Below are 23,584 nucleotides of genomic sequence, written 5' to 3'. Positions count from 1 at the left end.
CTGTGAGTATATACAGTCAAAGGCGATTTTGGAACCAAAAACTGCACAAAAAACCAGGGACTTAATTATTCCTCGAGGCTCATCGGAAATGTGACCAAAGCAGCGTGACCCAGGTGATAACGGCAGTGATAATCGCCAGCAACACGGCAGCAGAGCCCATGTCTTTTGCGCGGCCAGAAAGCTCGTGGAAATCTGAACCAATGCGATCAACAACGGCTTCAATAGCGCTATTAAGAATTTCCACTATCATCACCAGAAGCACGGAACCGATTAGAAGTACGCGGGTAATAGCATCAACATCAAGGAAAGAGGCGATGATCACCGCGATGATAGCGGCGACGCCCTCCTGGCGAAAGGCGGCTTCGTTGATCCACGCGGCACGGAAACCTTTCCATGAATAGCCGGCGGCTTTGATGATACGCGTTAACCCAGTGGTATTATTGGCCATTAAAAGAACCTTTTATGAAAAAAAGCGTCAGTAACAGGAACTGTAGCGCGTTTCGCTACAGCCTGAAGTATGACGGGTAACAACAGAAATTTTGCGCGCTTTCTGTTATCCTTGCGCCGCAATTGCATTATTAACCAGAGGCTTTACATCGTTTATGTCCGGCTGGCCACGAATTTACTACAAATTACTTAATTTACCATTAAGCATCCTGGTAAAAAGCAAGTCTATCCCAGCAGAACCCGCGCTGGAATTGGGGCTCGATACCTCGCGTCCTATTATGTACGTTTTGCCTTATAACTCGAAGGCAGACTTACTGACGCTTCGCGCCCAGTGTCTGGCGCATGACTTACCGGACCCGCTTGAACCGCTTGAAGTTGACGGTACGCTGCTGCCGCGCTACGTGTTCATTCACGGTGGACCGCGCGTGTTTACCTACTACACGCCAAAAGAAGAGTCCATCAAGCTGTTCCACGACTATCTTGACCTGCACCGCAGCAACCCCGATCTGGATGTGCAGATGGTGCCGGTATCGGTGATGTTTGGTCGTCGTCCGGGCCGTGAAAAAGGTGAAGAGAACCCGCCGCTGCGCATGCTTAACGGCATCCAGAAGTTCTTCGCGGTCTCCTGGCTGGGACGCGACAGCTTTGTGCGTTTCTCCCCTTCCGTTTCGCTGCGTCGAATGGCGGACGAGCACGGTACCGACAAGATCATCGCGCAAAAACTGGCGCGCGTGGCGCGTATGCACTTCGCGCGCCAGCGCCTCGCTGCCGTAGGGCCGCGTCTCCCGGCGCGTCAGGATCTGTTCAACAAGCTGTTGGCCTCCAAAGCGATTGCCCGCGCCGTTGAAGACGAAGCGCGCAGCAAGAAAATATCGCATGAGAAAGCCCAGCAGAACGCCATTGCGCTGATGGAAGAGATTGCAGCGAACTTCTCTTACGAGATGATTCGCCTGTCCGATCGTATTCTCGGCTTTACCTGGAACCGCCTGTATCAGGGCATCAACGTTCATAATGCCGAACGTGTGCGTCAGCTGGCGCACGATGGCCATGAGATTGTCTATGTTCCCTGCCACCGCAGCCACATGGACTACCTGCTTCTTTCCTACGTGCTCTATCACCAGGGGCTGGTACCGCCGCACATTGCTGCCGGTATCAACCTGAATTTCTGGCCAGCAGGTCCGATTTTCCGCCGCCTGGGCGCGTTCTTTATCCGTCGCACCTTCAAGGGCAACAAGCTCTACTCCACCGTGTTCCGCGAGTATCTGGGCGAGCTGTTCAGCCGAGGCTATTCCGTGGAGTACTTCGTGGAGGGCGGTCGTTCCCGTACCGGACGTCTGCTCGATCCGAAGACCGGCACGCTGTCGATGACCATTCAGGCGATGCTGCGCGGAGGAACCCGTCCAATCACGCTGGTGCCAATCTACATTGGCTATGAGCACGTGATGGAAGTGGGCACGTACGCCAAAGAGCTGCGCGGTGCGACCAAAGAGAAAGAGAGCCTGCCGCAGATGCTTCGCGGCTTGAGCAAGCTACGCAATCTCGGTCAGGGCTACGTGAACTTCGGCGAACCGATGCCGCTGATGACGTATCTGAACCATCACGTTCCCGAGTGGCGTGAATCCATCGATCCTATCGAAGCGATTCGTCCGGCCTGGCTGACGCCAACGGTCAACGGCATCGCGTCCGAGCTGATGGTGCGTATTAACAACGCCGGTGCGGCTAACGCCATGAACCTGTGCTGTACGGCGCTTCTGGCTTCGCGTCAGCGCTCGCTGACCCGCGAACAGCTCACGGAGCAGCTGGATTGCTATCTGGACATGATGCGCAACGTGCCGTATTCCGTTGATTCAACCGTGCCTTCTGCTACCGCCAGTGAGCTTATCGATCACGCGCTGCAGATGAACAAGTTTGAAGTCGAAAAGGACACGATCGGCGACATCATCATTCTGCCGCGCGAGCAGGCAGTGCTGATGACCTACTACCGCAACAACATCACCCATATGCTGATGCTGCCGTCACTCATGGCGGCTATCATCACCCAGCATCGCCGTATTTCGCGTCAGGAGCTATTGCGTCACGTTGAGACGCTCTATCCGATGCTGAAAGCGGAGCTGTTCCTGCGCTGGAGCAAAGACGAGCTGGCGGGCGAACTGGACAAACTGACGGAAGAGCTGCGTCGTCAGGGGCTGATCACCGTCTCAAACGACGAGCTGCACATCAATCCGTCGCGTTCCCGAACCCTGCAACTGCTTGCTGCCGGTGCGCGCGAAACGCTGCAGCGCTACGCCATTACGTTCTGGCTGCTGAGTGCGAACCCGTCTATCAACCGCGGCACGCTGGAGAAAGAGAGCCGGACGCTGGCACAGCGCCTGTCCGTTCTGCACGGCATTAACGCCCCGGAATTCTTCGACAAAGCGGTCTTCAGCTCTCTGGTCCTGACGCTGCGTGACGAAGGCTACATCAGCGATACGGGTGATGCCGAGCCGGAAGAGACGCTGAAGGTGTACCAGATGCTGGCCGAACTCATTACGTCAGATGTGCGTTTGACGATCGAGAGCGCGACGCAGGGCGAGTGATGTGAAAAAGCCGGGTTGGTGGTTTTACCTGACCCGGCCTGGCGTTCTGCATAATATAAAGGCCCGGTAAGCGTTAACGCTACCGGGCCTTATTTTTGAGCCTTGTTAAATCACCGCATTCAGCTCAGCAGTGTGAAAGCAATCATCCCGACAATGGCACCCGTCGTGCCGAGGATGGTTTCCATCAGCGTCCAGGTTTTCAGGGTTTGCGCTTCGGTGGCGCCGGTAAATTTACCGAACAGCCAGAAGCCCGCGTCGTTAACGTGAGAGACCACAATCGAACCGCCCGCGATACAGATAGACAGCGCCGCCATCTGCGCACCGGAGTAGTTCAGCTGTTCAATCACCGGCATCACCAGACCCACGGCGGTTAAGCACGCCACGGTTGCGGAACCCTGGATGATACGCACCGCCGCAGCCAGCACGAAGCAGGTGACCGCAATCGGCAGGCCCATCCCGGTCAGCGCTTCGCCCAGAGCTGGGCCTACGCCGGAATCCACCAGCACCTGCTTGAACACGCCGCCAGCGCCGATCACCAGCAGGATAATGCCCGCAGGCTGCAGCGCGGCACCGCAGATCTCCATCACCCGATCTTTCGGCATTCCCTGACGCATCGCCAGGCCGTAAATCGCCACCAGACAGGCCACCAGGATCGCCGTGAACGGGTGACCGATGAACTCGAACCATTCGTAGGCGCTGGAACCCACCGGCACAAAGCGCGCGGCGATGGTTTTCAGACCCACGAGAACCAGCGGGAGCAGGATCAGCGACAGGCTGAAGCCGAAGGACGGCATTTTGCCCTCGCCCAGGTGCGGCTCGGTGATGTCGTCCGGAATATGCAGCTCAACGTAACGGCTGATGAAGTTGCCCCACAGCGGACCGGCAATAATCATCCCCGGGATTGCCGCGCACAGTCCAATCAGGATCATCCAGCCAAAGTCAGCGTGCATCTGAGACGCCAGCAGCATCGGCGCAGGCCCAGGCAGCAGGAACGCTGCGGCCGCCGCCACGCCCGCAAACAGCGGAATAACCAGCTTCACGAGGTTAGTGCCGGTATGGCGCGCCATGGAGAACGCGACGCTTATCAGCAGCACTACGGCCACTTCGAAGAACAGCGGCAGCGCGCAAATCAGACCAGCCAGACCAATCGCGTAGTGCGCGCGGCTGTGACCGAAGGATTTCAGCATCTTGACGGCAATCTGGTCGACCGCGCCCGTCTCGTGCAAAATCTTGCCAAACATCGCGCCAAGGGCGACCACAATCGCCAGGAAGCCCAGCGTACCGCCCATCCCTTTTTCCATCGTCGCGGCGATCTTGTCGAGCGGCATACCGGAAAAGAGACCTGCACCTATAGAAACCACCATCAAAGCGACAAAAGCGTGCATACGCGCCTTCATCACTAAAAACAGCAGCAGCAACACGGAACCCACTGCTGTCAAAACTAGCGTTAATGTACTCAAAACTTACTGCCTTTTATTAATGACCTCGATGGTGCTGGCAACAACACCTTCCAGTGACTGATCGATATCAACCACTAAGACGTCTTTCTCATCTTCACCCGGCTCCTGCAGCGCTTCGAACTGCGTCACCAGCATCTGGGTTTTGAAGAAGTGACCTTTACGCGCCTTCAGGCGGCTTTCAATCACCTCGAAGTCCCCTTTCAGGTAGATGAAAGAGAGGTTCGGGTTACCGTCGCGCAGCAGGTCGCGGTAGGTTTTTTTCAGCGCAGAGCAGACGATCAGGGAGACTTTGTTGGTGCGCTGCATGGCGAACGCGGCGTCATTCAGCGCCTGCAACCACGGTTTGCGGTCGTCGTCGTTCAGCGGCTCGCCGGAGGCCATTTTCATGATGTTGCTGCGCGGATGGAGGAAGTCGCCATCAAGGAACGCAGCCTGGAGTTGATGCGCCACTTCGCTGGCTACGGCTGATTTCCCGCTACCGGAAACGCCCATCAGGACGTAGACGTGGTGATCGTGATTAGTCGTGCTCAAAGGGTGTCCCTCAGTCAATTGTTACGGGTAACAGTTATCGGTAACATTGTCCTGCCGGGGCAAAAGAGAAGCAATATCCAAACGTGCGCGAAGTGAATAAGTGTGAGCTACTTCAAATTTGTCAGTTCAAATAGATCCACCCGGTGACAAGGTGAAACCTAAATCTAACATTTTTGGGGTAACCGTCTCGCCACGAATGCGCGCCAGCAGGCGTTCTGCGCCAATGCGGCCCATACGTTCACGCGGGGTCAGGACGCTCGCCAGACGCGGCTCCATCACCTGGCCAATGTCGTGGCCGTGGAAACCGGCAATTGCCATATCATCCGGGATCTTGAGCCCCAGACGCTGGCACTCAAACGCCGCGCCAACCGCAAGGTCATCGTTGGTACAGAAAATACCGTCCAGTTGCGGATACTCGCGTCGTGCCTGACGCATCAGCTCAATACCCGACGTATAGGAAGAGGACTGTTCCACCATCACGCTGTACGGGGTTAGGTTCGCGTCGAGCATCGCCTGCTCGTATCCCTTCTGTTTGATGATAGTACGTTCATCAAGACGCGCACCCAGATAGGCGATATGACGATGACCGCGAGCGATGATCGCCGCCGTCATCTGGCGCGCCGCTTCGAAGTTATCGAACCCCACGGCGATATCGAGGCACGGCGACTGACTGTCCATCAGCTCCACCACCGGGATACCGGCCACTTCAATCATTTTGAGCGTGCGGGCAGTGTGGGTACGTTCGGTTAAAATCAGGCCGTCGATGTTCCAGGAAAGCATCGATTCAAGACGTTCTTCTTCCAGTTCCGGCTTGTACCCGTAGTGGGCGAGCATGGTCTGATAGCCAAAAGCATCGGTGACGCTTTCAATGCCGCGCAAAACTTCGGCGAAAACCTGGTTGGTCAGGGAAGGAAGCAGGACGCCCACCGCACGGCTGGTCGCATTGGAGAGAATATCGGGCGCGCGGTTGGGGATATAACCCAGTTCATCAAGGGCCGCGGCAATCTTGCCACGCAACGCCACGGAAACCTGTTCCGGGTTACGTAAAAAACGGCTGACCGTCATTTTGGTCACACCGACGCGATCGGCGACATCCTGAAGTACGGGGCGTTTCTTTTTCATCGTCCTGAGAAATCTTGAAGTGAGAGATTCGCTCAGTTTATCACGGACAAAGCCCATCCTTCCCCTGCCAAAGGGAAGGATGGGCATTTATTTATGATTTATTACACCGGCGGCAGGTCAAACAGCAGAATTTCACTTTCGCTGTCGGCATGCACGGAAAGCGCCTGCTCATCCCAGACGGCCAGGCCATCGGCGGTTGTCGCTTTGGTGCCGTTGATGGACACTTCACCTTTCACCACCTGGATCCAGACGCGGCGGTTGGCGGCAATCTGGTGCACAGACTGTTCGTCTTTCGCCAGCGCCCAGCGGTACAGCTCCATATCCTGATGCACCTTCAGGGAACCTTCACGCGCATCCGGGGACAGCACCAGCTGTTTGCCCTGTTTCGCGTCGAAGCGGCGCTGCTCGTAGCGCGGCGTGATGCCGGTCTCTTCTGGAATGATCCAGATTTGATACAGGTGCAGTTTTTCCGTTTTGCTCGGGTTGTACTCGGAGTGACGCACCCCGGTACCCGCACTCATAATCTGGAACTCGCCCGCCGGAACCTGCTCTTTGTTGCCCATGCTGTCCTGGTGTTCCACCGCCCCTTCCAGCACATAGGTCAGGATTTCCATGTCTTTGTGCGGGTGGGTACCGAAGCCCTGGCCTGCATCAATCACGTCGTCGTTAATCACGCGCAGTGCGGAGAAGCCCATGAAGTTCGGGTCGTAGTAGTCGGCAAACGAGAATGAATGCCATGAGTCCAGCCAGCCATGATTCGCGTGACCACGTTCGTTTGCTTTGCGTAAGTAGATCATTGTTTCACCCTCAGTTCGTTTCGATGGAGTAAGTGTGGACGTAAACCGCCTGGGATCATAGAGGGTGAAAATTGACTCCTCTGTTCAAAAATTATGAACAAGCGCAGAGGAGCCGTTTTTGCTTATTTCGCGAGGGTTACCGTGGCAGGAGAAGCCTGCTCAAAGGCCCGCTCGAGGATTTCCAGGTTGGTCAGAACGTCAGATTCCTTGACGTAATTCGGCGCGCTAGTGGTGAGAGTTTCATACAGCGCATCGTAGACGCGGCCATAGTCGCCAATTTCCGGTTTCATCTCTTCCCTGACCGTCACGCCCTCATCGTTTACGTATTCCAGAATGCCCACGGAATCATCCGCCGCAAAGCCCGGCTCACCCGGCATGATGTTGGCCTTCAGGCTGGTCTCCTGCTGGTCGATGCCGTACTTGATGAACGAGCCTCGGGTGCCGTGAACGATAAATTTCGGATAGTCGATTTTCACCAGATGGCTGGTTTTGACGATGGCCTTCAGGTCGCCGTAGAACAGCCGCGCTTCAAAGGTGTCGTCCGGGTTGGCTTTATTACGCAGGCTGCGGATGTCGTATGCGACATGATCCGGTCGGCCAAACAGGGAGATGATCTGGTCCATCGTATGCACGCCCAGACCATAGAACGAGCCGTCCTGCGGCAGGCCGGGTTGGGTTTCCGCCACCGGACGGTAGTAATCGAAGTGGCTTTCGATTTCCACAATGTCGCCCAGCTTGCCGCTTTCAATCGCCTTTTTCGCCGTCAGGAAGCAGCTGTCAAAGCGACGGTTCTGATACGGCGTAACGGTCAGGCCTTTACTTTTCGCCAGCGCGAACAGCGCTTTTGCTTCGGCGATGGTCGGGGTGAACGGCTTTTCCACCAGCACGTTTTTACCCGCTTCCAGCGCGCGTTTCGCATAGTCAAAATGGCTGTCGGCGTGGGTGCAGACAACAACCAGTTTGACCTGCGGATCGTTAAGTACTTCATCAAGATCGCTGGTGAAATGGATATGAGAATACTGCGGGGATTGCTCTTCCGGCTTCGCGCGGCGGCGGAAGATGTGCGCGACGTGCCAGCTGTCTTTACGGTTGAGAACATACGGCAGGTGGTAGCGGGTCGTACTTTTACCAAATCCAATAAATGCGCAATGTAGTGTCATGGCTCAGTCCTTTTGGAAGGTTACTGAGTCTAACCATAACAAAAAAAAAGCCAGCTAAAAGCTGGCTAAAGTAATACTGGAAGCAATGTGAGCAATGTCGTGCTTTCAGGTTCCCGTAGCGGTCTTCCTGAATGCAGAGCAATAATAATCATTCTCATTCGCACTTGTCCAATACTTTTTGCAAAAAATAGCGGTTGACTCAAATTTTAAAGTCATTGATGTTGAAAGGGACGTTTAACTGACTGAGGAACAAGGAATGAGTGAGATAGTGATACTCCATGCGGAACCGAAAGATTATGACGCCATTCGTCAGATCCACGCCCAGCCGGAGGTGTACCACAACACACTACAGGTTCCTCATCCCTCTGAGCAAATGTGGCAAGAACGGCTATCCGACCAGCCCGGCATCAAGCAGCTCGTCGCCTGCATAGACGGTCATGTCGCCGGCCATCTGTGCATCGTCGTCGCGCAACGCCCGCGCCGCAGCCATGTGGCTGATTTTGGGATTTGTGTCGGCGCGCAGTGGCAAAACCGGGGCGTTGCCAGCGCTCTGATGCGCACTATGATTGATATGTGCGATAACTGGCTGCGCGTTGACCGCATTGAGCTGACGGTATTTGTCGATAACGAACCGGCGATTGCGGTGTACAAAAAACACGGGTTCGAAATTGAAGGCACCGGCAAACGCTATGCCCTGCGCAACGGCGAGTATGTGGACGCGTATTATATGGCGCGAATGAAGTGACACACTCCCCTCACCCCGGCCCTCTCCCCACAGGGGCGAGGGAGAAAAGACCGCACCGTGCAATCCCCTCTCCCCACAGGGGAGAGGGTTAGGGTGAGGGGATCGTTAATACCCCGCCGACAAATCATCTACCGAACGCGGGTCCGACGCGCCAAACAGCGCCCCGTCCGGCCCCACCATAATGCTCTGGGTGCTGCCCATCGCCTCTTTCAACGCCACCTTTTGACCGCGCTGTTCCAGCAGCTTGATGGTATCCGGGCTAAAGCCCTTCTCGACGCGCAGCTCGTCCGGCAGCCACTGGTGATGGAAACGCGGGGCGTTGGTCGCTTCGGCGACGTTCATGCCAAAGTCGATGCTGTTCACCACCATTTGTAGCACGGTGGTGATAATACGGCTGCCGCCAGGGCTGCCGGTTACCAGCCAGGTTTTCCCGTCTTTCACGACAATGGTGGGCGACATGGACGACAGCGGACGCTTCTTCGGCCCGACGGCGTTGGCATCACCGCCGACAAGCCCGTAGACGTTCGGCACGCCAGGCTTGGCAGAGAAGTCATCCATCTCGTTGTTCAGCAGAATACCGCTGTTGCCCGCCACAATCCCGGTGCCGAAGGTGGTGTTGAGCGTGTACGTCACCGCCACCGCGTTACCGTCTTTATCCACCACCGAGAAGTGGGTGGTCTGGTTGCTTTCGTACGGCGCCAGCTTGCCGGGGCGGATCTCGCTCGACGGTTTGGCCTTGTTGATGTCAATCTGATCGGCAATGGATTTGGCATATGCCTTGTTGGTCAGCGCCTGCCACGGCACCTTCACGAAGTCCGGATCGCCGAGATATTCCGACCGGTCGGCGTAGGCGCGTTTTTCCGCTTCCGCCATCACCTGCATGGCGTCCGCGCTGCCGAAGCCGAACTTGTGCATATCGAAGTTTTCGAGAATATTGAGGATCTGCACGATGTGGATCCCACCGGAAGACGGCGGCGGCATGGAGAAGACCTCGTATCCGCGATAGGTACCGCTAATCGGCTCGCGCTCCACCGCCTTGTATTCCGCAAGATCCGCTTTGGTGATGAGCCCGCCGTTCTTTTGCATCTCTTCCGCAATCTGGTCGGCAATTGCCCCTTTGTAGAAGGCGTCCGGACCGTGCTCCGCAATCAGCTCCAGGCTTTTGGCGAGGTTCTTCTGCACCAGCCTATCGCCCTTCTTCAGGGGCTCACCGTCTTTCCAGAAGATGGCCTTGCTGTTTTCGTGATTCGGAATGACCTCGCTGCCGTAGGTCTTGAGATCGTCCGCCAGCGCATCGTTTACCACAAAGCCGTCGCGCGCCAGCTTGATGGCAGGCTGCACCACCTTGTTCAGCGGCATCGTGCCGTATTTTTCCAGCGCCAGCCAGAAGCCCGCAACGGTGCCCGGCGTGCCGGTGGCGAGGTGCGAAGTCAGGGATTTTTTGCTGTCAGGGTTACCCTGATCGTCGAGGAACATATCGCGGGACGCCTGAGAAGGCGCCATTTCGCGGAAATCGATGGCGGTGGTTTTGCCGTCTTTGGTACGCAGCATCATAAAGCCGCCGCCGCCCAGGTTCCCCGCCTGCGGATGCGTCACCGCCAGCGCATAGCCGACGGCGACCGCTGCATCCACCGCGTTACCGCCCTGCCTGAGAATATCGACGCCCACTTTGGTTGCCAGCGCATCCACCGACGCCACCATGCCATGGGTTGCCCGCACGGGATGAAAAACATCTTCCTCCACGCCGTAAGAGACCGGAGGCGCCGCTGGCGGGTTGGCCGCCACGCTAAATGTACCGCCAGCCATCAGCGCGGCGATGGCGACCCAGCGCAAAAACGTTGGTTTCATCATTATTGTTCTCCAGGTGAAGGGATCCATATTCCCCGCTTAAGCCTGGTTCACAACTCCTAAAAAATCATCGTCATGGTGAAATCGGGGTAAACTTAAGAGAGACCTCAAAAGGAGGAAATGACAATGAAACGCTTATGGATCCTTACGGCGCTGATCCCGTTTGCCGCGCTCGCACAGCCACTCAACACCATGAACAACCCGAACCAGCAGGGTTACGTTATCCCGAGCCAGCAGCGTATGCAGACGGAGATGATGAGCCAGCAACAGCAGCAGAAAGGAATGCTTAATCAGCAGCTTAAAACGCAGACCCAGATGCAGCAGCAAAGCCTGCAAAATCAGATGAACGCCAACACCCAGCGCGTGCAGCAGGGGCAGGTGCGCGAGCAGCCGCTGCCGAATAAAAACGGCGGGATGTTAGGAGGAATGACGTCGTCAGGCAGCGGACAGCAGCACATGCTGCCGCCGCAGTCGAATGGCAGTATGCTTAATCCGCAGAACTAAAGTCCGGGCCGATCAGGTCGATTGCATCGGTACAGATGCTGTCCACGCCCCAGCGCAGCAGTTCGGCTGCGCGCTGGGGTTTGTTAACCGTGTAGACCAGAATATGCAGGCCCGCGTCCTTCAGCATCTTCACCCGCGCCTCATCCAGCAGCCTGTGGTTGAGATGGATAGAAACGCACGCTAAGCGTGTCGTCAGCTCGCGCCAGTCCTCGCGCCACTCGTCAAGCAGCAGCCCGCGCGGCAGCTCCGGTACGGCCGCCTGTGCGGCCTCCAGCGCATCGATTTCAAATGATGACAGCAGCGGTGCGGTCATCCCTTCCCACAGCTCGCGCGCGGCCAGGGCAATGACTTTGCCCGTCAGCGGCCCGGTGCCGGTGGTCGGTTTGATTTCGATATTGGCCATCATGCCGTGCTGGCGACAGCGATCGGCCACTTCCGCCAGCAGCGGCAGCGGTTCACCTTTGAATTCGCCGCTGTACCAGCTTCCGGCGTCCACCTTCAGCAGATCGCGCCACGGCAGCTCGCCCGCCACGCCCCAGCCGTTGCTGGTGCGTTCGAGGTTATCGTCATGCAGCAGGAAAATTTCGCCGTCTTTCGACAGCTTGGCGTCGAACTCGATCATCGTGTGACCGTAGCGCGCGCCAACGTCAATCGCCGCCAGGGTGTTCTCCGGCGCCAGCTTACCGCCGCCCCGGTGGGCGACGACGTGGGGATAAGGCCAGTTGCTCATACTCGTTGTCCTGTTTCACCGTCAAACAGGTGCAGATGGTTTTCCGGCAGGTGCAGCCACAGCGTGCTGCCTGCTTTCGGACGCTCCTGATGCGCCAGGCGCATCACCATTTTTTGTTCGCCCCAGCGCCCGTGCGCCAGGTTATCTGCACCCAACATCTCCAGCGTGTCCATCACCAGCGGCACGCCGCCGTCCGCCTGAGAGGTTAAAACGATATGCTCGGGGCGGATACCGAGCGTCATCTTACGCCCGGCGTAGCCACGATAGTACCAGTTGATCGGCAACGCCATCCCGCTTTCCAGCTCAAAATGCGTGCCCGCGCTGCTGATACGCCCTTCCAGCAAGTTCATTGCCGGGCTGCCGATAAAGCTCGCCACAAAGCGGGTGGCCGGTTTCTCATACACCTCCACCGGGGTGCCAATCTGCTCGGCGATGCCTTTGTTCATCACCATCACGCGCTGGGCGAGGGTCATGGCTTCGACCTGATCGTGGGTCACGTACAGGGAGGTAGTGTTCAGGCGACGGTGCAGCTGCTGCAGCTCAAGACGCATCTGCACGCGCAGCTTGGCGTCGAGGTTAGACAGCGGCTCGTCGAACAGGAATACCGCCGGATCGCGCACGATGGCGCGCCCCATCGCCACGCGCTGGCGCTGGCCGCCGGAAAGCTCGCGCGGGCGGCGCTTCAGCAGTCCGTCCAGCTCGAGAATGCGCGCCGCTTCTTTCACGCGCTCGTCGATATGGCCTTTGCCCATGCCGCGGATTTTCAGCCCCCAGGCCATGTTCTCTTCCACGCTCATGTGCGGATAGAGAGCGTAGTTCTGGAACACCATCGCAATGCCTCTGTCTTTCGGCTCCATTTCGGTGACTCGCTGACGATCAATCCAGATATCCCCGGAGGTCACGCGCTCCAGCCCCGCCACCATGCGCAGCAGGGTGGATTTGCCGCAGCCGGACGGGCCGACCATCACGATGAATTCCCCGTCCGCCACGTCGAGCGTCAGCGGCTGAATCACCTGGGTTTTACCGTCCCAGCTTTTGGTTACTGCCTGAAGTTTTAAACCTGCCATCTTATTTCTCGCTATCGACCAGGCCGCGGACAAACGCGCGCTGCATGGCTAAAACAATGACTACGGGTGGGATAAGGGTGAGCAGCATCGCCGCCATCACCTGGTTCCAGAGGGTGGTGCCTTCGCCAGTGGCGATCATGCCTTTGATGCCCGCCACGGCGGTGCCGAGGTTAACGTCCTGAATAATCAGCAGCGGCCACAGGTACTGGTTCCAGCCGTAGATAAAGGTGATCACAAACAGCGCCGCGAGGTTGGTTTTCGACAGCGGCAGCACGATGTCGCGGAAGAAGCGCATCGGCGACGCGCCGTCGATACGCGCCGCTTCAATCAGCTCGTCCGGCAGGGTCATAAAGAACTGGCGGAACAGGAAGGTGGCGGTCGCCGAGGCCATCAGCGGCAGGGTTAAGCCCGCGTAGCTGTCGAGCAGCTTCAGGTTGGCAATCACTTCTACCGTCGGGAAGATACGCACCTCTACCGGTAGCATCAGGGTGATAAAAATCATCCAGAAGAAGAGGTTACGCAGCGGAAAGCGGAACCAGACGATGGCGAAGGCCGAAAGCATCGACACCGTAATTTTGCCGACCGTAATGCCAAACGCCATGATGAAGCTGTTGAGCATCATCAGCCAGAACGGTGCGCTGTTGGCGCCCACGCCCTGAGTCCAGATGGTCTTCATGTTCTCGAACAGATGCCCGCCGGGGATCAGCGTCATCGGCGTGTCGAACACCGCTTTGGTGTCCAGCGTGGCGGCGACAAACGCCACGTACAGCGGGAAGAGGATGACGATAATCCCTAAAATCAGCATGGTATGGCTGAAAATCGTCAGCCCGCGACGGTTCTCAATCATTGGTAGCGCACCTTGCTTTCGACATAGCGGAACTGCACCACCGTGAGGATGATAACGAGGAACATCAGCACAACCGACTGCGCGGCGGAGGCGGAGAGATCCAGCCCCGCAAAGCCTTCGCGGTAGATTTTGTAAATCAGCGTGGTGGTCGCCTGCACCGGGCCGCCTGCGGTCGCCGCGTCGATCACCGGGAAGGTGTCGAAGAAGGCGTACACGAGGTTAACCACCAGCAGGAAGAAACTCACCGGGGCGATCAGCGGCAGCGACAGCCTGAAGAAGCGACGAATAGGCCCTGCCCCGTCAATCGCCGCGGCTTCCACCAGCGAGCGCGGAATGGACTGCAGCGCGGCAAAGAAGAACAGGAAGTTGTAGCTGATCTGCTTCCACACCGAGGCGAACACCACCAGGAACATCGCCTGACCGCTGTTCTGGGCATGGTTCCAGTCGTAGCCCAGTTCGGCCAGGAAATGGGTAATCAACCCGCGCCCCGGGTTAAACAGAAAGATCCACAGTACGGCGGCGACGGCGGGAGCCACGGCGTAAGGCAGCAGCATCAGGGTTTGATAAATACGGCTGCCGCGCACCACGTAGTCCACCAGCGCGGCGAAAAACAGCGAGGCAACCAGACCGCTGACGGTCACCAGCGCGCTGAACTTCATCGTCGTCCAGAAGGAGTCCAGGTAGTAGCTGTCGTGGAACAGTGCGGTAAAGTTGTCCAGGCCAACAAACTGGCTGGAAAGCCCGAACGGGTCGACGCTTTGTACCGAGTACCACAGCGCTTCGCCCGCAGGCCAGATAAAGAAGATAACGGTAATGACCAGCTGCGGCGCGACCAGAAGATAGGGCAGCCAGCGGGAACGGAACACCGGACGGGATGATGACATAGGTTTGCTCTGTAGGTATTCCCCCTCACCCCGGCCCTCTCCCCAAAGGGGCGAGGGAGAAAAGACGGCTCCGCGCAGTCCCCTCTCCCCTATGGGAGAGGGTTAGGGTGAGGGGCAGGTTTGAATTACGATTTGGTCGACTGCTCAAAGCGGCGCAGCAGCTGATTCCCGCGCTCTACCGCAGAGTCCAGCGCCTGCTGTGGCGTTTTCTTACCGGTCCACACGCTTTCCAGCTCTTCATCCACGATGGTGCGGATCTGCGGCATGTTGCCCAGACGCAGGCCTTTGGTGAACGGCAACGGCGGCTTGTTCAGCATCTGACGCGTCGCAATGTCCGCGCCCGGGTTCTTGCTGTAGAAGCCCTGCTCGCGGGTCAGGTCGTACGCGGCTTTGGTGATCGGCAGGTAGCCGGTCTTCTGGTGCCATTCGGCGGCGTTTTCAGGCTTCGCCAGGAAGTCGAGGAATTCGGCTACGCCTTTGTAGGTGCCCTTGTCTTTACCCTGCATCACCCACAGGCTCGCTCCGCCGATGATGGCGTTCTGCGGTGCGCCCTTCACGTCAGCATCGTACGGCATCATGCCCACGCCGTAGTTGAATTTGGCGTAGTGGCGGATATCCGCCAGCGAACCGGACGAGGCGGTGGTAATGGCGCAGTCGCCGTTGTAGAACTTCTCGGTGGATTCGTCTTTACGTCCGAAGTAGCTGAAGTCGCCCTTCTTGTTCAGATCGGCAAGCAGCGCGATATGCTTCACCTGCTCAGGCTTGTTGAACTCCAGGACCGCGTCGGTGCCGTCGAAGCCGTTGTTTTTGGTCGCAACCGGCAGGCCGTGCCAGGCGCTGAAGTTTTCAATCTGGATCCAGCCCTGCCAGCCGCTGGCGTAGCCGCACTTCATCCCCGCCGCTTTCAGCTTCGCGGTGTACTCCGCCAGGTCCTGCCAGGTTTTAGGCGGCTGCTCCGGGTCTAAACCGGCTTTTTTGAAGGCGTCTTTGTTGTAGTACAGCACCGGCGTGGAGCTGTTAAACGGCTGAGACAGCAGGTGGCCGGTTTTGGAATCGGTGTAGTAACCCGCTACGGTCGGCACGAACTGCGACTCATCGAAGTTGATGCCCGCTTCTTTGAACACTTCATAGACCGGTTTGATGGCTTTGGAGGCCATCATGGTGGCGGTACCCACTTCATAAACCTGCAACAGCGCAGGTGCGTTACCGGTACGGAAGGCGGCGATGCCCGCGCTCAGGCTCTGCTCGTAGTTGCCTTTGTACACCGGCACAATTTTGTAATCCGGATGGGTGTCGTTGAAACGCTGCGCCAGGGAGTCAACTTCTTTACCCAACTCCCCTTCCATGGAATGCCAGAACGGAATGGTGGTGACAGCCATTGCGTTCGTCGCAAAAGCCAGACCCAGTGCCAGACCCAAAGCTGTGTGTCGTAACGATGTCATTGTCATCTCTCTTATTGTGCCGGATGCGCGATATCACGCGTTTTATGCTCGCGAGGTAACATGACATGCTCGAATGACAGAAAAATAACTGTTTGTTTACAGATAAGTGACAGCCAGGCGTCAGGGGGATGATGGTTGTGTGAAAGGGGCTGGGGGGGTGGTTTAGGTGCTGTCTGGTGCCCTCACCCCGCCCCTCTCCCACGGGGAGAGGGAGAAAACATTAAAAAAGGCAACTTGCGTTGCCTTTTTGCTTTTACCTCGTGCGGTCTGGTGCCCTCACCCCGACCCTCTCCCACGGGGAGAGGGAGAAAACATTAAAAAAGGCAACTTGCGTTGCCTTTTTGCTTTTACCTATCCGCCCAGATACGCGCTCCGCACCGCCTCGTTCGCCAGCAGCGCGTCGCCGGTATCCTCCAGCACCACGCGGCCGTTCTCCAGCACGTAGCCACGATCGGCGAGCTTCAGCGCCTGGTTGGCGTTCTGCTCGACGAGGAAGATGGTCATCCCCTCTTTGCGCAGCTGCTCGATGGTGTCGAAGATCTGCTGAATGATGATCGGCGCCAGACCGAGCGACGGTTCATCCAGCAGCAGCAGGCGGGGCTGGCTCATCAGCGCGCGGCCAATCGCCAGCATCTGCTGCTCACCGCCGGACATGGTGCCCGCACGCTGGATGCGGCGCTCCCACAGGCGCGGGAAGAGTTCGTACACCCACTTGATGCGGGTCTGGTATTCATCGCGGTGAGCGAAGAAACCGCCCATCGCCAGGTTCTCTTCCACCGTCATGCGGGAGAAGACGCGGCGCCCTTCCGGAACAATCGCCACCGCCTCGCGCATGATCCTGGCAGTCTGCCAGTCGGTAATGTCTTTACCATCGAACACAATCCGCCCGCTGGTGGCGCGCGGGTCGCCGCACAGGGTGCCGAGCAGCGTGGTTTTGCCCGCGCCGTTGGCGCCAATCAGGGTCACGATTTCACCCTGATTGATGTGCAGGCTGACGTCGTGCAGCGCCTGGATCTTGCCGTAGTGCGCGTTGACCTTGTCGAACGTTAACATCGCTTTTTCCATCTTATGCCTCACCAAGGTATGCGCGGATCACGTCCGGGTTATTGCGGATCTCTTCCGGCGTGCCGTTTGCCAGCGGCGTGCCCTGGTTTACCACGTAGATACGGTCCGAAATGCCCATCACCAGCTTCATGTCGTGCTCAATCAGCAGGATGGTGGTGTCGTGACTGTCGCGCAGCTCGGCAATCAGCTCGTCCAGCTCTTTGGTCTCTTTCGGGTTGAGCCCTGCCGCCGGTTCGTCGAGCATCAGGATTTCCGGCTGCGTCACCATGCAGCGCACGATCTCCAGGCGACGCTGATCGCCGTAGGCCAGGTTGCTCGCCTGACGGTTGGCGTGCTGCAGCAAGCCAATTCGGTCAAGCCAGGTGGCGGCGCGGTCAAGCGCTTCATCCTGCGCGCGGCGGAAGGCCGGGGTTTTCAGCAGGCCGGAGAACAGCCCGGTTTTTAGCTGCTGATGCTGTGCCACCAGCAGGTTCTCAATCACCGTCATCTCGCGGAACAAACGCACGTGCTGGAAGGTACGCACCACGCCCATGCGGGCGATCTGCTGGCCCGGCAGCCCTTCCAGGTGCTGGTCGCGCAGCATGATGGTACCGCCCGTCGGCTTGTAGAAGCCGGTCAGACAGTTAAAGACCGTGGTTTTCCCGGCGCCGTTCGGGCCAATCAGGGAGACAATCTCTTTCTTGTGCAGATCCAGATTCACGTTGTTGACCGCCAGCAGGCCGCCAAAACGCATCATCAGGCCGTTAACGGATAATAATGGCTGACTCATGCCTGCTCTCCTTTCGCTTGCCCGTTCTTCAGCTTCAGCTGTGGACGGGTCATCGGCAGCAGACCCTGCGGACGCCAGATCATCATCAGCACCATCAAACCACCCAGCATCAGCATGCTGTATTCGTTAAAGTCGCGCATCAGCTCGCGGGAGACCACCAGCAGGATGGCCGCGAGGATAACGGCGAACTGCGAGCCCATCCCGCCGAGCACCACAATCGCCAGCACAAAGGCGGATTCGGCGAAGGTGAACGATTCCGGGCTAACGAAGCCCTGACGTGCGGCAAACAGCGTTCCGGCGAAACCGGCAAACGCGGCGCTGATGGTGAACGCGGTCAGCTTGATGCGGGTCGGGTTCAGGCCCAGGGAGCGGCAGGCGATCTCATCCTCGCGCAGCGCTTCCCACGCGCGGCCCAGCGGCATGCGCAGCAGGCGGTTGATCACGAACAGGGTAATCACCACCAGCAGCAGCGCCACCAGATAGAGCCAGATCACGCGGTCGGACGGGTCATACTTCACGCCGAAGAAGTTGCTGAAGGTATCCCAGCCGCCTTCGCGGGCGGTACGGCTGAATTCCAGGCCGAAGAAGGTCGGTTTCGGGATCTGGCTGATGCCGTTCGGGCCGCCGGTCACTTCGGTGTTGTTGAGCAGCAGGATACGGACGATTTCGCCGAAGCCTAAGGTCACAATCGCCAGGTAGTCACCGCGCAGGCGCAGTACCGGGAAGCCCAGCAGGAAGCCTGCTGCGGCAGAGACCAGCCCCGCCAGCGGCAGGCAGGTCCAGAAGCCGAGACCGTAATAGTGGTTCAGCAGCGCGAAGGTATAGGCGCCGATGGCGTAGAAGCCGCCGTAGCCCAGCACCAGCAGGCCCGAGAGCCCCACGACCACGTTCAGACCGAGGCCGAGAATCACGTAGATCATGGTCAGGGTGGCGATATCCACGGTGCCACGTGACACCACGAACGGCCATGCCACGGCGGCCACCAGCAGCGCCACGAGGAACAGCTTCTGCTTAACCGTAGAACCGTCGATTGCCGGCAGGACGAATTTCGGCCCGGAGACGTTTTTCAGCGTCTTCTGGAACAGCGGACGCAGCAGCTGGAACAGGAACACCACGGCCGTACCGATAAATACCCACTGCCAGCGGATGTCAGCAGCGGTATCGACAACCAGTTTGGTGCCATTCAGCTCAAGCTGGACGCCCATAAAGACGCTGGCCAGCACGAAGAACATGGCGGCAGAGAGCAGCGCCATTGCAAAATGCATCGGTTTCATACTTTCTCTACCTCCGGACGGCCCAGAATACCGGTAGGCATCACCAGCAGAACCAGAATCAGCAGGGCAAACGACACCACGTCTTTATACTCCGTGCTCAGGTACGCCGAGGAGAGCGCTTCGGCCACGCCCAGGATCAGGCCGCCGATCATCGCGCCCGGAATACTGCCGATACCGCCCAGAACCGCCGCGGTGAAGGCTTTCATCCCGGCCATGAAGCCGATGTACGGATTGATCACGCCGTAGAACTGGCCGAGCAGGACGCCCGCCACCGCCGCCATCGCGGCGCCAATCACGAAGGTCAGGGCAATCACGCGGTCGGTGTTGATGCCGAGCAGGCTCGCCATCTTCAGGTCTTCCGCGCAGGCGCGGCAGGCGCGTCCCATACGCGAGTAGCGGATGAACAGCGTCAGGGCGAGCATCGCTATAAAGGTCACGACCCAGATAACCAGCTGCATGGTGGTGATAGAGGCCGCGAAGTTTTCGCTGGCCCCCACAATCCACTGGCCGTTAAACAGGCTTGGCAGCGCCACGTCGCGCGAGCCTTCGGTCAGGCTGACGTAGTTTTGCAGGAAGATCGACATCCCGATCGCGGAAATAAGCGCAATCAAACGCTTGGAGCTGCGCACCGGCCGGTAGGCCACGCGTTCAATGCTCCAGCCGTAGGCGCTGGCAATCACGATCGCGCCGACAAACCCGGCGGCGACCAGCAGCCAGCTGCTGTCGATGCCCATCATCATCAGGGCGGCGATAATCATAAAGGAGACGTAGCTACCGATCATGTACACCTCGCCGTGGGCGAAGTTGATCATGCCGATAATGCCGTAAACCATCGTATAGCCGATGGCGATCAGCGCGTAGGTGCTTCCCAGCGTAACGCCGTTAAACATCTGCTGCAGGAAATAGAGAAACTGCTCGGACATATGCAAACCTTTTTATACCCGCCCGTCATGCCGGGCGGTGGGATAATTATTTGGCGACCGAGGATGAACCGTCGGCGTGCCACTTAAAGACACCAAACTCAAATCCCTTCAGATCGCCTTTCTCATCCCAGTTCAGCGGCCCAATCACGGTGTTCGCCCCGTGTGCTTTTAAATCTTTCACCAGATCCAGCGGTTCTTTGCTGCCGGAGCGATCCAGCGCGGTGGCCAGAGACTGTACGGCCGCGTAGGTGATCCAGACGTACGGACCACTCGGATCTTTCTTCTGCGCCTTGAGCGCATCCACGATAGCCTTGTTGGCCGGATCCTGGTCATAGCGTTTTGGCATCGTCACCAGCATGCCTTCGGCAGAATCCCCCGCGATGTTTGACAGGGAGGCATTGCCCACGCCCTCTGGCCCCATAAACTGGGTTTTCAGACCGGTGGCGCGCGCCTGACGCAGCATCTGGCCCATCTCCGGGTAATAGCCGCCGTAGTAAACGAAGTCGATATTCTCTTTTTGCAGACGGGCAATCAGCGCGGAGAAGTCTTTCTCACCGGCGGTAATGCCGTCGAAGAAGACGATGTTCGCGCCGCCTTTTTTCAGGCCGTCCTGCACGGAGCGCGCCAGGCCTTCGCCGTACTGCTGTTTGTCATGAATAATGGCAATGCGCTGTGGCTTAACGGTCTCGAGGATATATTTGGCGGCGGTGGGGCCCTGCGAGGAGTCCAGACCGGCGGTACGCATGATGTGCTGATAGCCGCGCTGGGTCAGTTCCGGGTTCGTTGCGCCTGGGGTGATCATCAGAATGCCTTCGTCTTCGTAGATATCAGACGCCGGCTGCGTGGAGGATGAGCACAGGTGGCCGATCACATACTGAATACCGTCGTTGACGATTTTGTTGGCGACCGCGACGGCCTGTTTCGGATCGCAGGCGTCGTCATATTCCACGCCCACCAGCTTGTCGCCTTTGATACCGCCCTTGGCGTTGATGTCTTTGATGGCCTGGCGCGCGCCGTTGAACTCCATGTCACCCCACTGGGCAACAGGGCCGGACATCGCGCCCACTACCGCAACTTTAATGTCGTCTGCCATAGCGGCATGCGAGATCGACAGTGCGACCATCCCCGCGATTAACGTCTTCGCGTTCCTTTTCATCTCTGAATCCCCATTCGTGATGTCGTGTTTATATTTTGTTTTATTATGGTTAAAAAGCATTCTGTACTTTTAATGAACAACGCTATTTTTACCAGTGCCTTTAATGGTTTAGCGCAGTTTTTTGTCAAAAACCAGACTAAAATCTCTATTTTTCAGGCGATTAAGCAAAGATAATATTCTGAAATCAGGCAGAGATAAACAAATAAAAGTGCAGTTTGCAGCATAAAATAACGGTACAAAGCGCCGAATAAATCACTACCGTTCAGGTTAAAATTCTGCTTATTTTTCGATCCATGTGTTTTCAAACTGCACATCGCGTTGCCAAAAAACTAATCACCTGGTTAATGAGAATAAAAAGAGGAAGCCGCTGAGTGAATAAATTGAGTACACTGCCCCTACTCAATCTGATTTGGACAAGTGGCTAATGAAACTGACTATCGTGCGTCTGGTGACCTTTAGCGACCAGGATCATATCGACCTGGGCAAGATCTGGCCGGAATATTCCCCTTCGTCGCTGCGCGTTGATGAGACCCACCGCATTTATGCCGCGCGTTTTAACGAACGCCTGCTGGCAGCGGTTCGCGTAACCCTGAGCGGTACAGAGGGAGCGCTGGACTCGCTGCGCGTGCGTGACGTCACCCGTCGTCGCGGTGTGGGACAGTATTTAATTGAAGAAGTGATCCGCGAAAACCCGAGCGTGACCTCATGGTGGATGGCTGACGTGGGCGTGGAAGACCGCGGCGTGATGGCGGCGTTTATGCAGGCGTTAGGGTTTACGGCGCAGGATAGCGGGTGGGAGAAGCGCTAAAAGAAAGCCGGGTGGCGGCTGCGCCTTACCCGGCCTACATTCTCCACTGTATTTTCCCAAGCATTTCGTGTTGCAGGAAGGCGGCAAGTTATGAAATCCCCGGGAGCTTACATAAGTAAGTGACCGGGGTTGAATAACGCAGCCAACGCACCTGCGGCGCGAAAGGCGACGGGAAAATTATTTGGCGTCTGTCGCCGTACCGTTAGCATGCCAGTCAAACACGCCGAACTCGAAGCCTTTCAGGTCGCCCTTCGCGTCCCAGGAGAGTGGTCCCATGACGGTCTCGACGGTATTCGCTTTCAGCCAGGTGGCAATCTCAGCCGGATCGGCTGACTGGTTCAGGCCCGCCTGCAGAGACTGCAGCGCCGCGTAGGTGGTCCAGACGAACGCGCCGCTTGGATCCTGTTTCTTCGCCTTGATGGCATCTACGATAGGTTTGTTCGCAGGAACCTGGTCGTAGTTCTTCGGTTTGGTCACCAGCAGGCCTTCGGCTGATTCACCCGCAATGTTAGACAGGGAAACGTTCGCCACGCCTTCCGGGCCCATAAACTGGGTTTTCAGGCCCGCAGCGCGCGCCTGGCGCAGGATCTGGCCCATTTCCGGGTGGTAGCCACCGTAGTAAACGAAATCAATATTCTCTTTCTTCAGACGCGCCACCAGGGTGGAGAAGTCTTTCTCACCGGCGGTGATCCCGTCGAAGAACACCACGTCGGCATTCGCTTTCTTGAGGTTATCCTGCACTGAACGCGCCAGACCTTCACCGTACTGCTGCTTGTCATGAACGATGGCAATGCGCTTCGGCTTCACTTTTTCAACGATGTATTTCGCCGCGGTTGGGCCCTGGTCAGAGTCCAGACCGGTGGTGCGCAGGGTCAGCTTGTAGCCGCGCGCGGTCAGCTCCGGTGCGGTCGCTGCCGGGGTGATCATCAGAATACCTTCGTCTTCGTAGATGTCAGACGCAGGCTGAGTCGAGGAAGAGCACAGGTGACCGATAACGTATTTGATCCCGTCGTTCACCACTTTGTTCGCGACCGCGACCGCTTGTTTCGGGTCACAGGCATCATCATATTTTACGATCTGCAGTTTTTCGCCTTTGATACCGCCCTTGGCATTAATGTCTGCAACCGCCTGCTCAGCGCCGGTAAATTCCTGGTCGCCGTACTGTGCTACCGGACCGGACATTGCGCCAACTACAGCCACCTTGATGTCTGCCTGTGCCATGGTGCTGAATGCCAACGCGATACATCCTGCCAGTAACGCTTTACCCTTCATGTTCATCCTGAGATTCCCCATTATTATGGTTATTACGATTGTTGTGATGTTGTTGTGCAGCGCTTTATGTCAATTATAGGTGTGCTGTCCGCGCTTTTTCAGCATACTCTGCTAAAACATACCCGATTTTTATGATTTTGGAATAGCTAATTTGAAA

22 protein-coding genes are annotated in these 23,584 nt (G+C 57.5%); 4 read left to right on the top strand and 18 right to left on the bottom strand.

Annotated elements, in window-relative coordinates:
• Nucleotides 1-79: 79 nt before the first annotated feature.
• Nucleotides 80-448, bottom strand: coding sequence for a diacylglycerol kinase (locus SPH27_RS19705; protein ID WP_048980859.1), 369 nt, complete (start codon nucleotides 446-448; stop codon nucleotides 80-82).
• Between the two features lie 154 nt (nucleotides 449-602).
• Here SPH27_RS19705 and plsB point away from each other — a divergent pair, with 154 nt between their 5' ends.
• Complete coding sequence (plsB, locus tag SPH27_RS19700; RefSeq protein WP_033144402.1) at nucleotides 603-3,023, top strand: glycerol-3-phosphate 1-O-acyltransferase PlsB; 2,421 nt, start codon at nucleotides 603-605, stop codon at nucleotides 3,021-3,023.
• Between the two features lie 119 nt (nucleotides 3,024-3,142).
• Here plsB and gntU read toward each other — a convergent pair whose 3' ends face one another.
• From gntU to SPH27_RS19675, 5 genes are all read right to left on the bottom strand, one after another.
• Nucleotides 3,143-4,483: a gluconate transporter gene (gene gntU / locus SPH27_RS19695; RefSeq protein WP_010436459.1), complete on the bottom strand. Its 1,341-nt coding sequence runs from the start codon at nucleotides 4,481-4,483 to the stop codon at nucleotides 3,143-3,145.
• A 3-nt stretch (nucleotides 4,484-4,486) separates the two neighbouring features.
• A complete protein-coding gene (gene gntK / locus SPH27_RS19690; protein WP_008503362.1) occupies nucleotides 4,487-5,014 on the bottom strand; it encodes a gluconokinase in 528 nt (175 codons plus the stop codon).
• A gap of 126 nt (nucleotides 5,015-5,140) precedes the next feature.
• Entirely contained in the window at nucleotides 5,141-6,136 is a 996-nt protein-coding gene (gntR, locus tag SPH27_RS19685) for a gluconate operon transcriptional repressor GntR (RefSeq protein ID WP_021242747.1), read from the bottom strand.
• Between the two features lie 101 nt (nucleotides 6,137-6,237).
• The gene (locus SPH27_RS19680) at nucleotides 6,238-6,933 is read right to left on the bottom strand and encodes a pirin family protein (RefSeq protein WP_003861565.1); all 696 of its coding nucleotides are present in this window, start codon (nucleotides 6,931-6,933) and stop codon (nucleotides 6,238-6,240) included.
• Nucleotides 6,934-7,055: 122 nt separating this feature from the next.
• Nucleotides 7,056-8,093, bottom strand: coding sequence for an oxidoreductase (locus SPH27_RS19675; protein ID WP_182072267.1), 1,038 nt, complete (start codon nucleotides 8,091-8,093; stop codon nucleotides 7,056-7,058).
• A gap of 256 nt (nucleotides 8,094-8,349) precedes the next feature.
• Between SPH27_RS19675 and yhhY the strand changes: the two genes are divergently transcribed.
• Entirely contained in the window at nucleotides 8,350-8,838 is a 489-nt protein-coding gene (gene yhhY / locus SPH27_RS19670; RefSeq protein WP_182072265.1) for an N-acetyltransferase, read from the top strand.
• 105 nt (nucleotides 8,839-8,943) lie between these two features.
• On the opposite strand, the gene ggt is transcribed toward yhhY, so the two are convergent.
• Nucleotides 8,944-10,689 carry a gamma-glutamyltransferase gene (ggt, locus tag SPH27_RS19665; RefSeq protein ID WP_182072263.1) on the bottom strand — a complete coding sequence of 582 codons (1,746 nt, stop codon included), beginning with the start codon at nucleotides 10,687-10,689 and terminating at the stop codon, nucleotides 8,944-8,946.
• Between the two features lie 123 nt (nucleotides 10,690-10,812).
• On the opposite strand from ggt, the gene SPH27_RS19660 reads away from it, so the two are divergent.
• Nucleotides 10,813-11,190 (top strand): DUF2756 family protein, encoded by a 378-nt coding sequence (locus SPH27_RS19660; protein WP_033144399.1) that lies wholly within the window; start codon nucleotides 10,813-10,815, stop codon nucleotides 11,188-11,190.
• Here SPH27_RS19660 and ugpQ read toward each other — a convergent pair.
• From ugpQ to livK, 10 genes are all read right to left on the bottom strand, one after another.
• A complete protein-coding gene (gene ugpQ / locus SPH27_RS19655) occupies nucleotides 11,174-11,920 on the bottom strand; it encodes a glycerophosphodiester phosphodiesterase (protein ID WP_045888354.1) in 747 nt (248 codons plus the stop codon). The genes SPH27_RS19660 and ugpQ overlap by 17 nt on opposite strands.
• Nucleotides 11,917-12,987 (bottom strand): sn-glycerol-3-phosphate import ATP-binding protein UgpC, encoded by a 1,071-nt coding sequence (locus SPH27_RS19650; protein WP_182072261.1) that lies wholly within the window; start codon nucleotides 12,985-12,987, stop codon nucleotides 11,917-11,919. The genes ugpQ and SPH27_RS19650 overlap by 4 nt, the downstream gene beginning before the upstream one ends.
• Before the next feature lies 1 nt (nucleotide 12,988).
• Nucleotides 12,989-13,834 (bottom strand): sn-glycerol-3-phosphate ABC transporter permease UgpE, encoded by an 846-nt coding sequence (gene ugpE, locus SPH27_RS19645; RefSeq protein WP_033144397.1) that lies wholly within the window; start codon nucleotides 13,832-13,834, stop codon nucleotides 12,989-12,991.
• The gene (gene ugpA / locus SPH27_RS19640) at nucleotides 13,831-14,718 is read right to left on the bottom strand and encodes a sn-glycerol-3-phosphate ABC transporter permease UgpA (protein ID WP_023310026.1); all 888 of its coding nucleotides are present in this window, start codon (nucleotides 14,716-14,718) and stop codon (nucleotides 13,831-13,833) included. Before ugpA ends, ugpE begins: the two co-directional genes overlap by 4 nt.
• A gap of 125 nt (nucleotides 14,719-14,843) precedes the next feature.
• Nucleotides 14,844-16,160 carry a sn-glycerol-3-phosphate ABC transporter substrate-binding protein UgpB gene (ugpB, locus tag SPH27_RS19635; protein ID WP_023310025.1) on the bottom strand — a complete coding sequence of 439 codons (1,317 nt, stop codon included), beginning with the start codon at nucleotides 16,158-16,160 and terminating at the stop codon, nucleotides 14,844-14,846.
• A gap of 351 nt (nucleotides 16,161-16,511) precedes the next feature.
• Nucleotides 16,512-17,225 carry a high-affinity branched-chain amino acid ABC transporter ATP-binding protein LivF gene (gene livF, locus SPH27_RS19630; RefSeq protein ID WP_008500102.1) on the bottom strand — a complete coding sequence of 238 codons (714 nt, stop codon included), beginning with the start codon at nucleotides 17,223-17,225 and terminating at the stop codon, nucleotides 16,512-16,514.
• Between the two features lies 1 nt (nucleotide 17,226).
• Nucleotides 17,227-17,994 carry a high-affinity branched-chain amino acid ABC transporter ATP-binding protein LivG gene (gene livG, locus SPH27_RS19625; protein ID WP_023310024.1) on the bottom strand — a complete coding sequence of 256 codons (768 nt, stop codon included), beginning with the start codon at nucleotides 17,992-17,994 and terminating at the stop codon, nucleotides 17,227-17,229.
• Nucleotides 17,991-19,268: a branched chain amino acid ABC transporter permease LivM gene (gene livM / locus SPH27_RS19620; protein ID WP_023310023.1), complete on the bottom strand. Its 1,278-nt coding sequence runs from the start codon at nucleotides 19,266-19,268 to the stop codon at nucleotides 17,991-17,993. The genes livG and livM overlap by 4 nt, the downstream gene beginning before the upstream one ends.
• Nucleotides 19,265-20,191, bottom strand: coding sequence for a high-affinity branched-chain amino acid ABC transporter permease LivH (gene livH, locus SPH27_RS19615; RefSeq protein ID WP_008500099.1), 927 nt, complete (start codon nucleotides 20,189-20,191; stop codon nucleotides 19,265-19,267). The genes livM and livH overlap by 4 nt, the downstream gene beginning before the upstream one ends.
• A 46-nt stretch (nucleotides 20,192-20,237) precedes the next feature.
• Nucleotides 20,238-21,347 (bottom strand): high-affinity branched-chain amino acid ABC transporter substrate-binding protein LivK, encoded by a 1,110-nt coding sequence (livK, locus tag SPH27_RS19610; protein WP_182072259.1) that lies wholly within the window; start codon nucleotides 21,345-21,347, stop codon nucleotides 20,238-20,240.
• 424 nt (nucleotides 21,348-21,771) lie between these two features.
• Here livK and panM point away from each other — a divergent pair, with 424 nt between their 5' ends.
• A complete protein-coding gene (gene panM, locus SPH27_RS19605; protein WP_033144393.1) occupies nucleotides 21,772-22,155 on the top strand; it encodes an aspartate 1-decarboxylase autocleavage activator PanM in 384 nt (127 codons plus the stop codon).
• A gap of 177 nt (nucleotides 22,156-22,332) precedes the next feature.
• On the opposite strand, the gene livJ is transcribed toward panM, so the two are convergent.
• Complete coding sequence (gene livJ / locus SPH27_RS19600) at nucleotides 22,333-23,433, bottom strand: branched chain amino acid ABC transporter substrate-binding protein LivJ (RefSeq protein WP_072163886.1); 1,101 nt, start codon at nucleotides 23,431-23,433, stop codon at nucleotides 22,333-22,335.
• Nucleotides 23,434-23,584: the final 151 nt, after the last annotated feature.

The organism is Enterobacter sp. A103, assembly GCF_034427535.1.
GTDB classification, from domain to species: Bacteria; Pseudomonadota; Gammaproteobacteria; order Enterobacterales; family Enterobacteriaceae; genus Enterobacter; species Enterobacter asburiae_B.
Note: the sequence above shows the minus strand (reverse complement) of the source record. Positions and strands in the feature narration are given on the sequence as shown.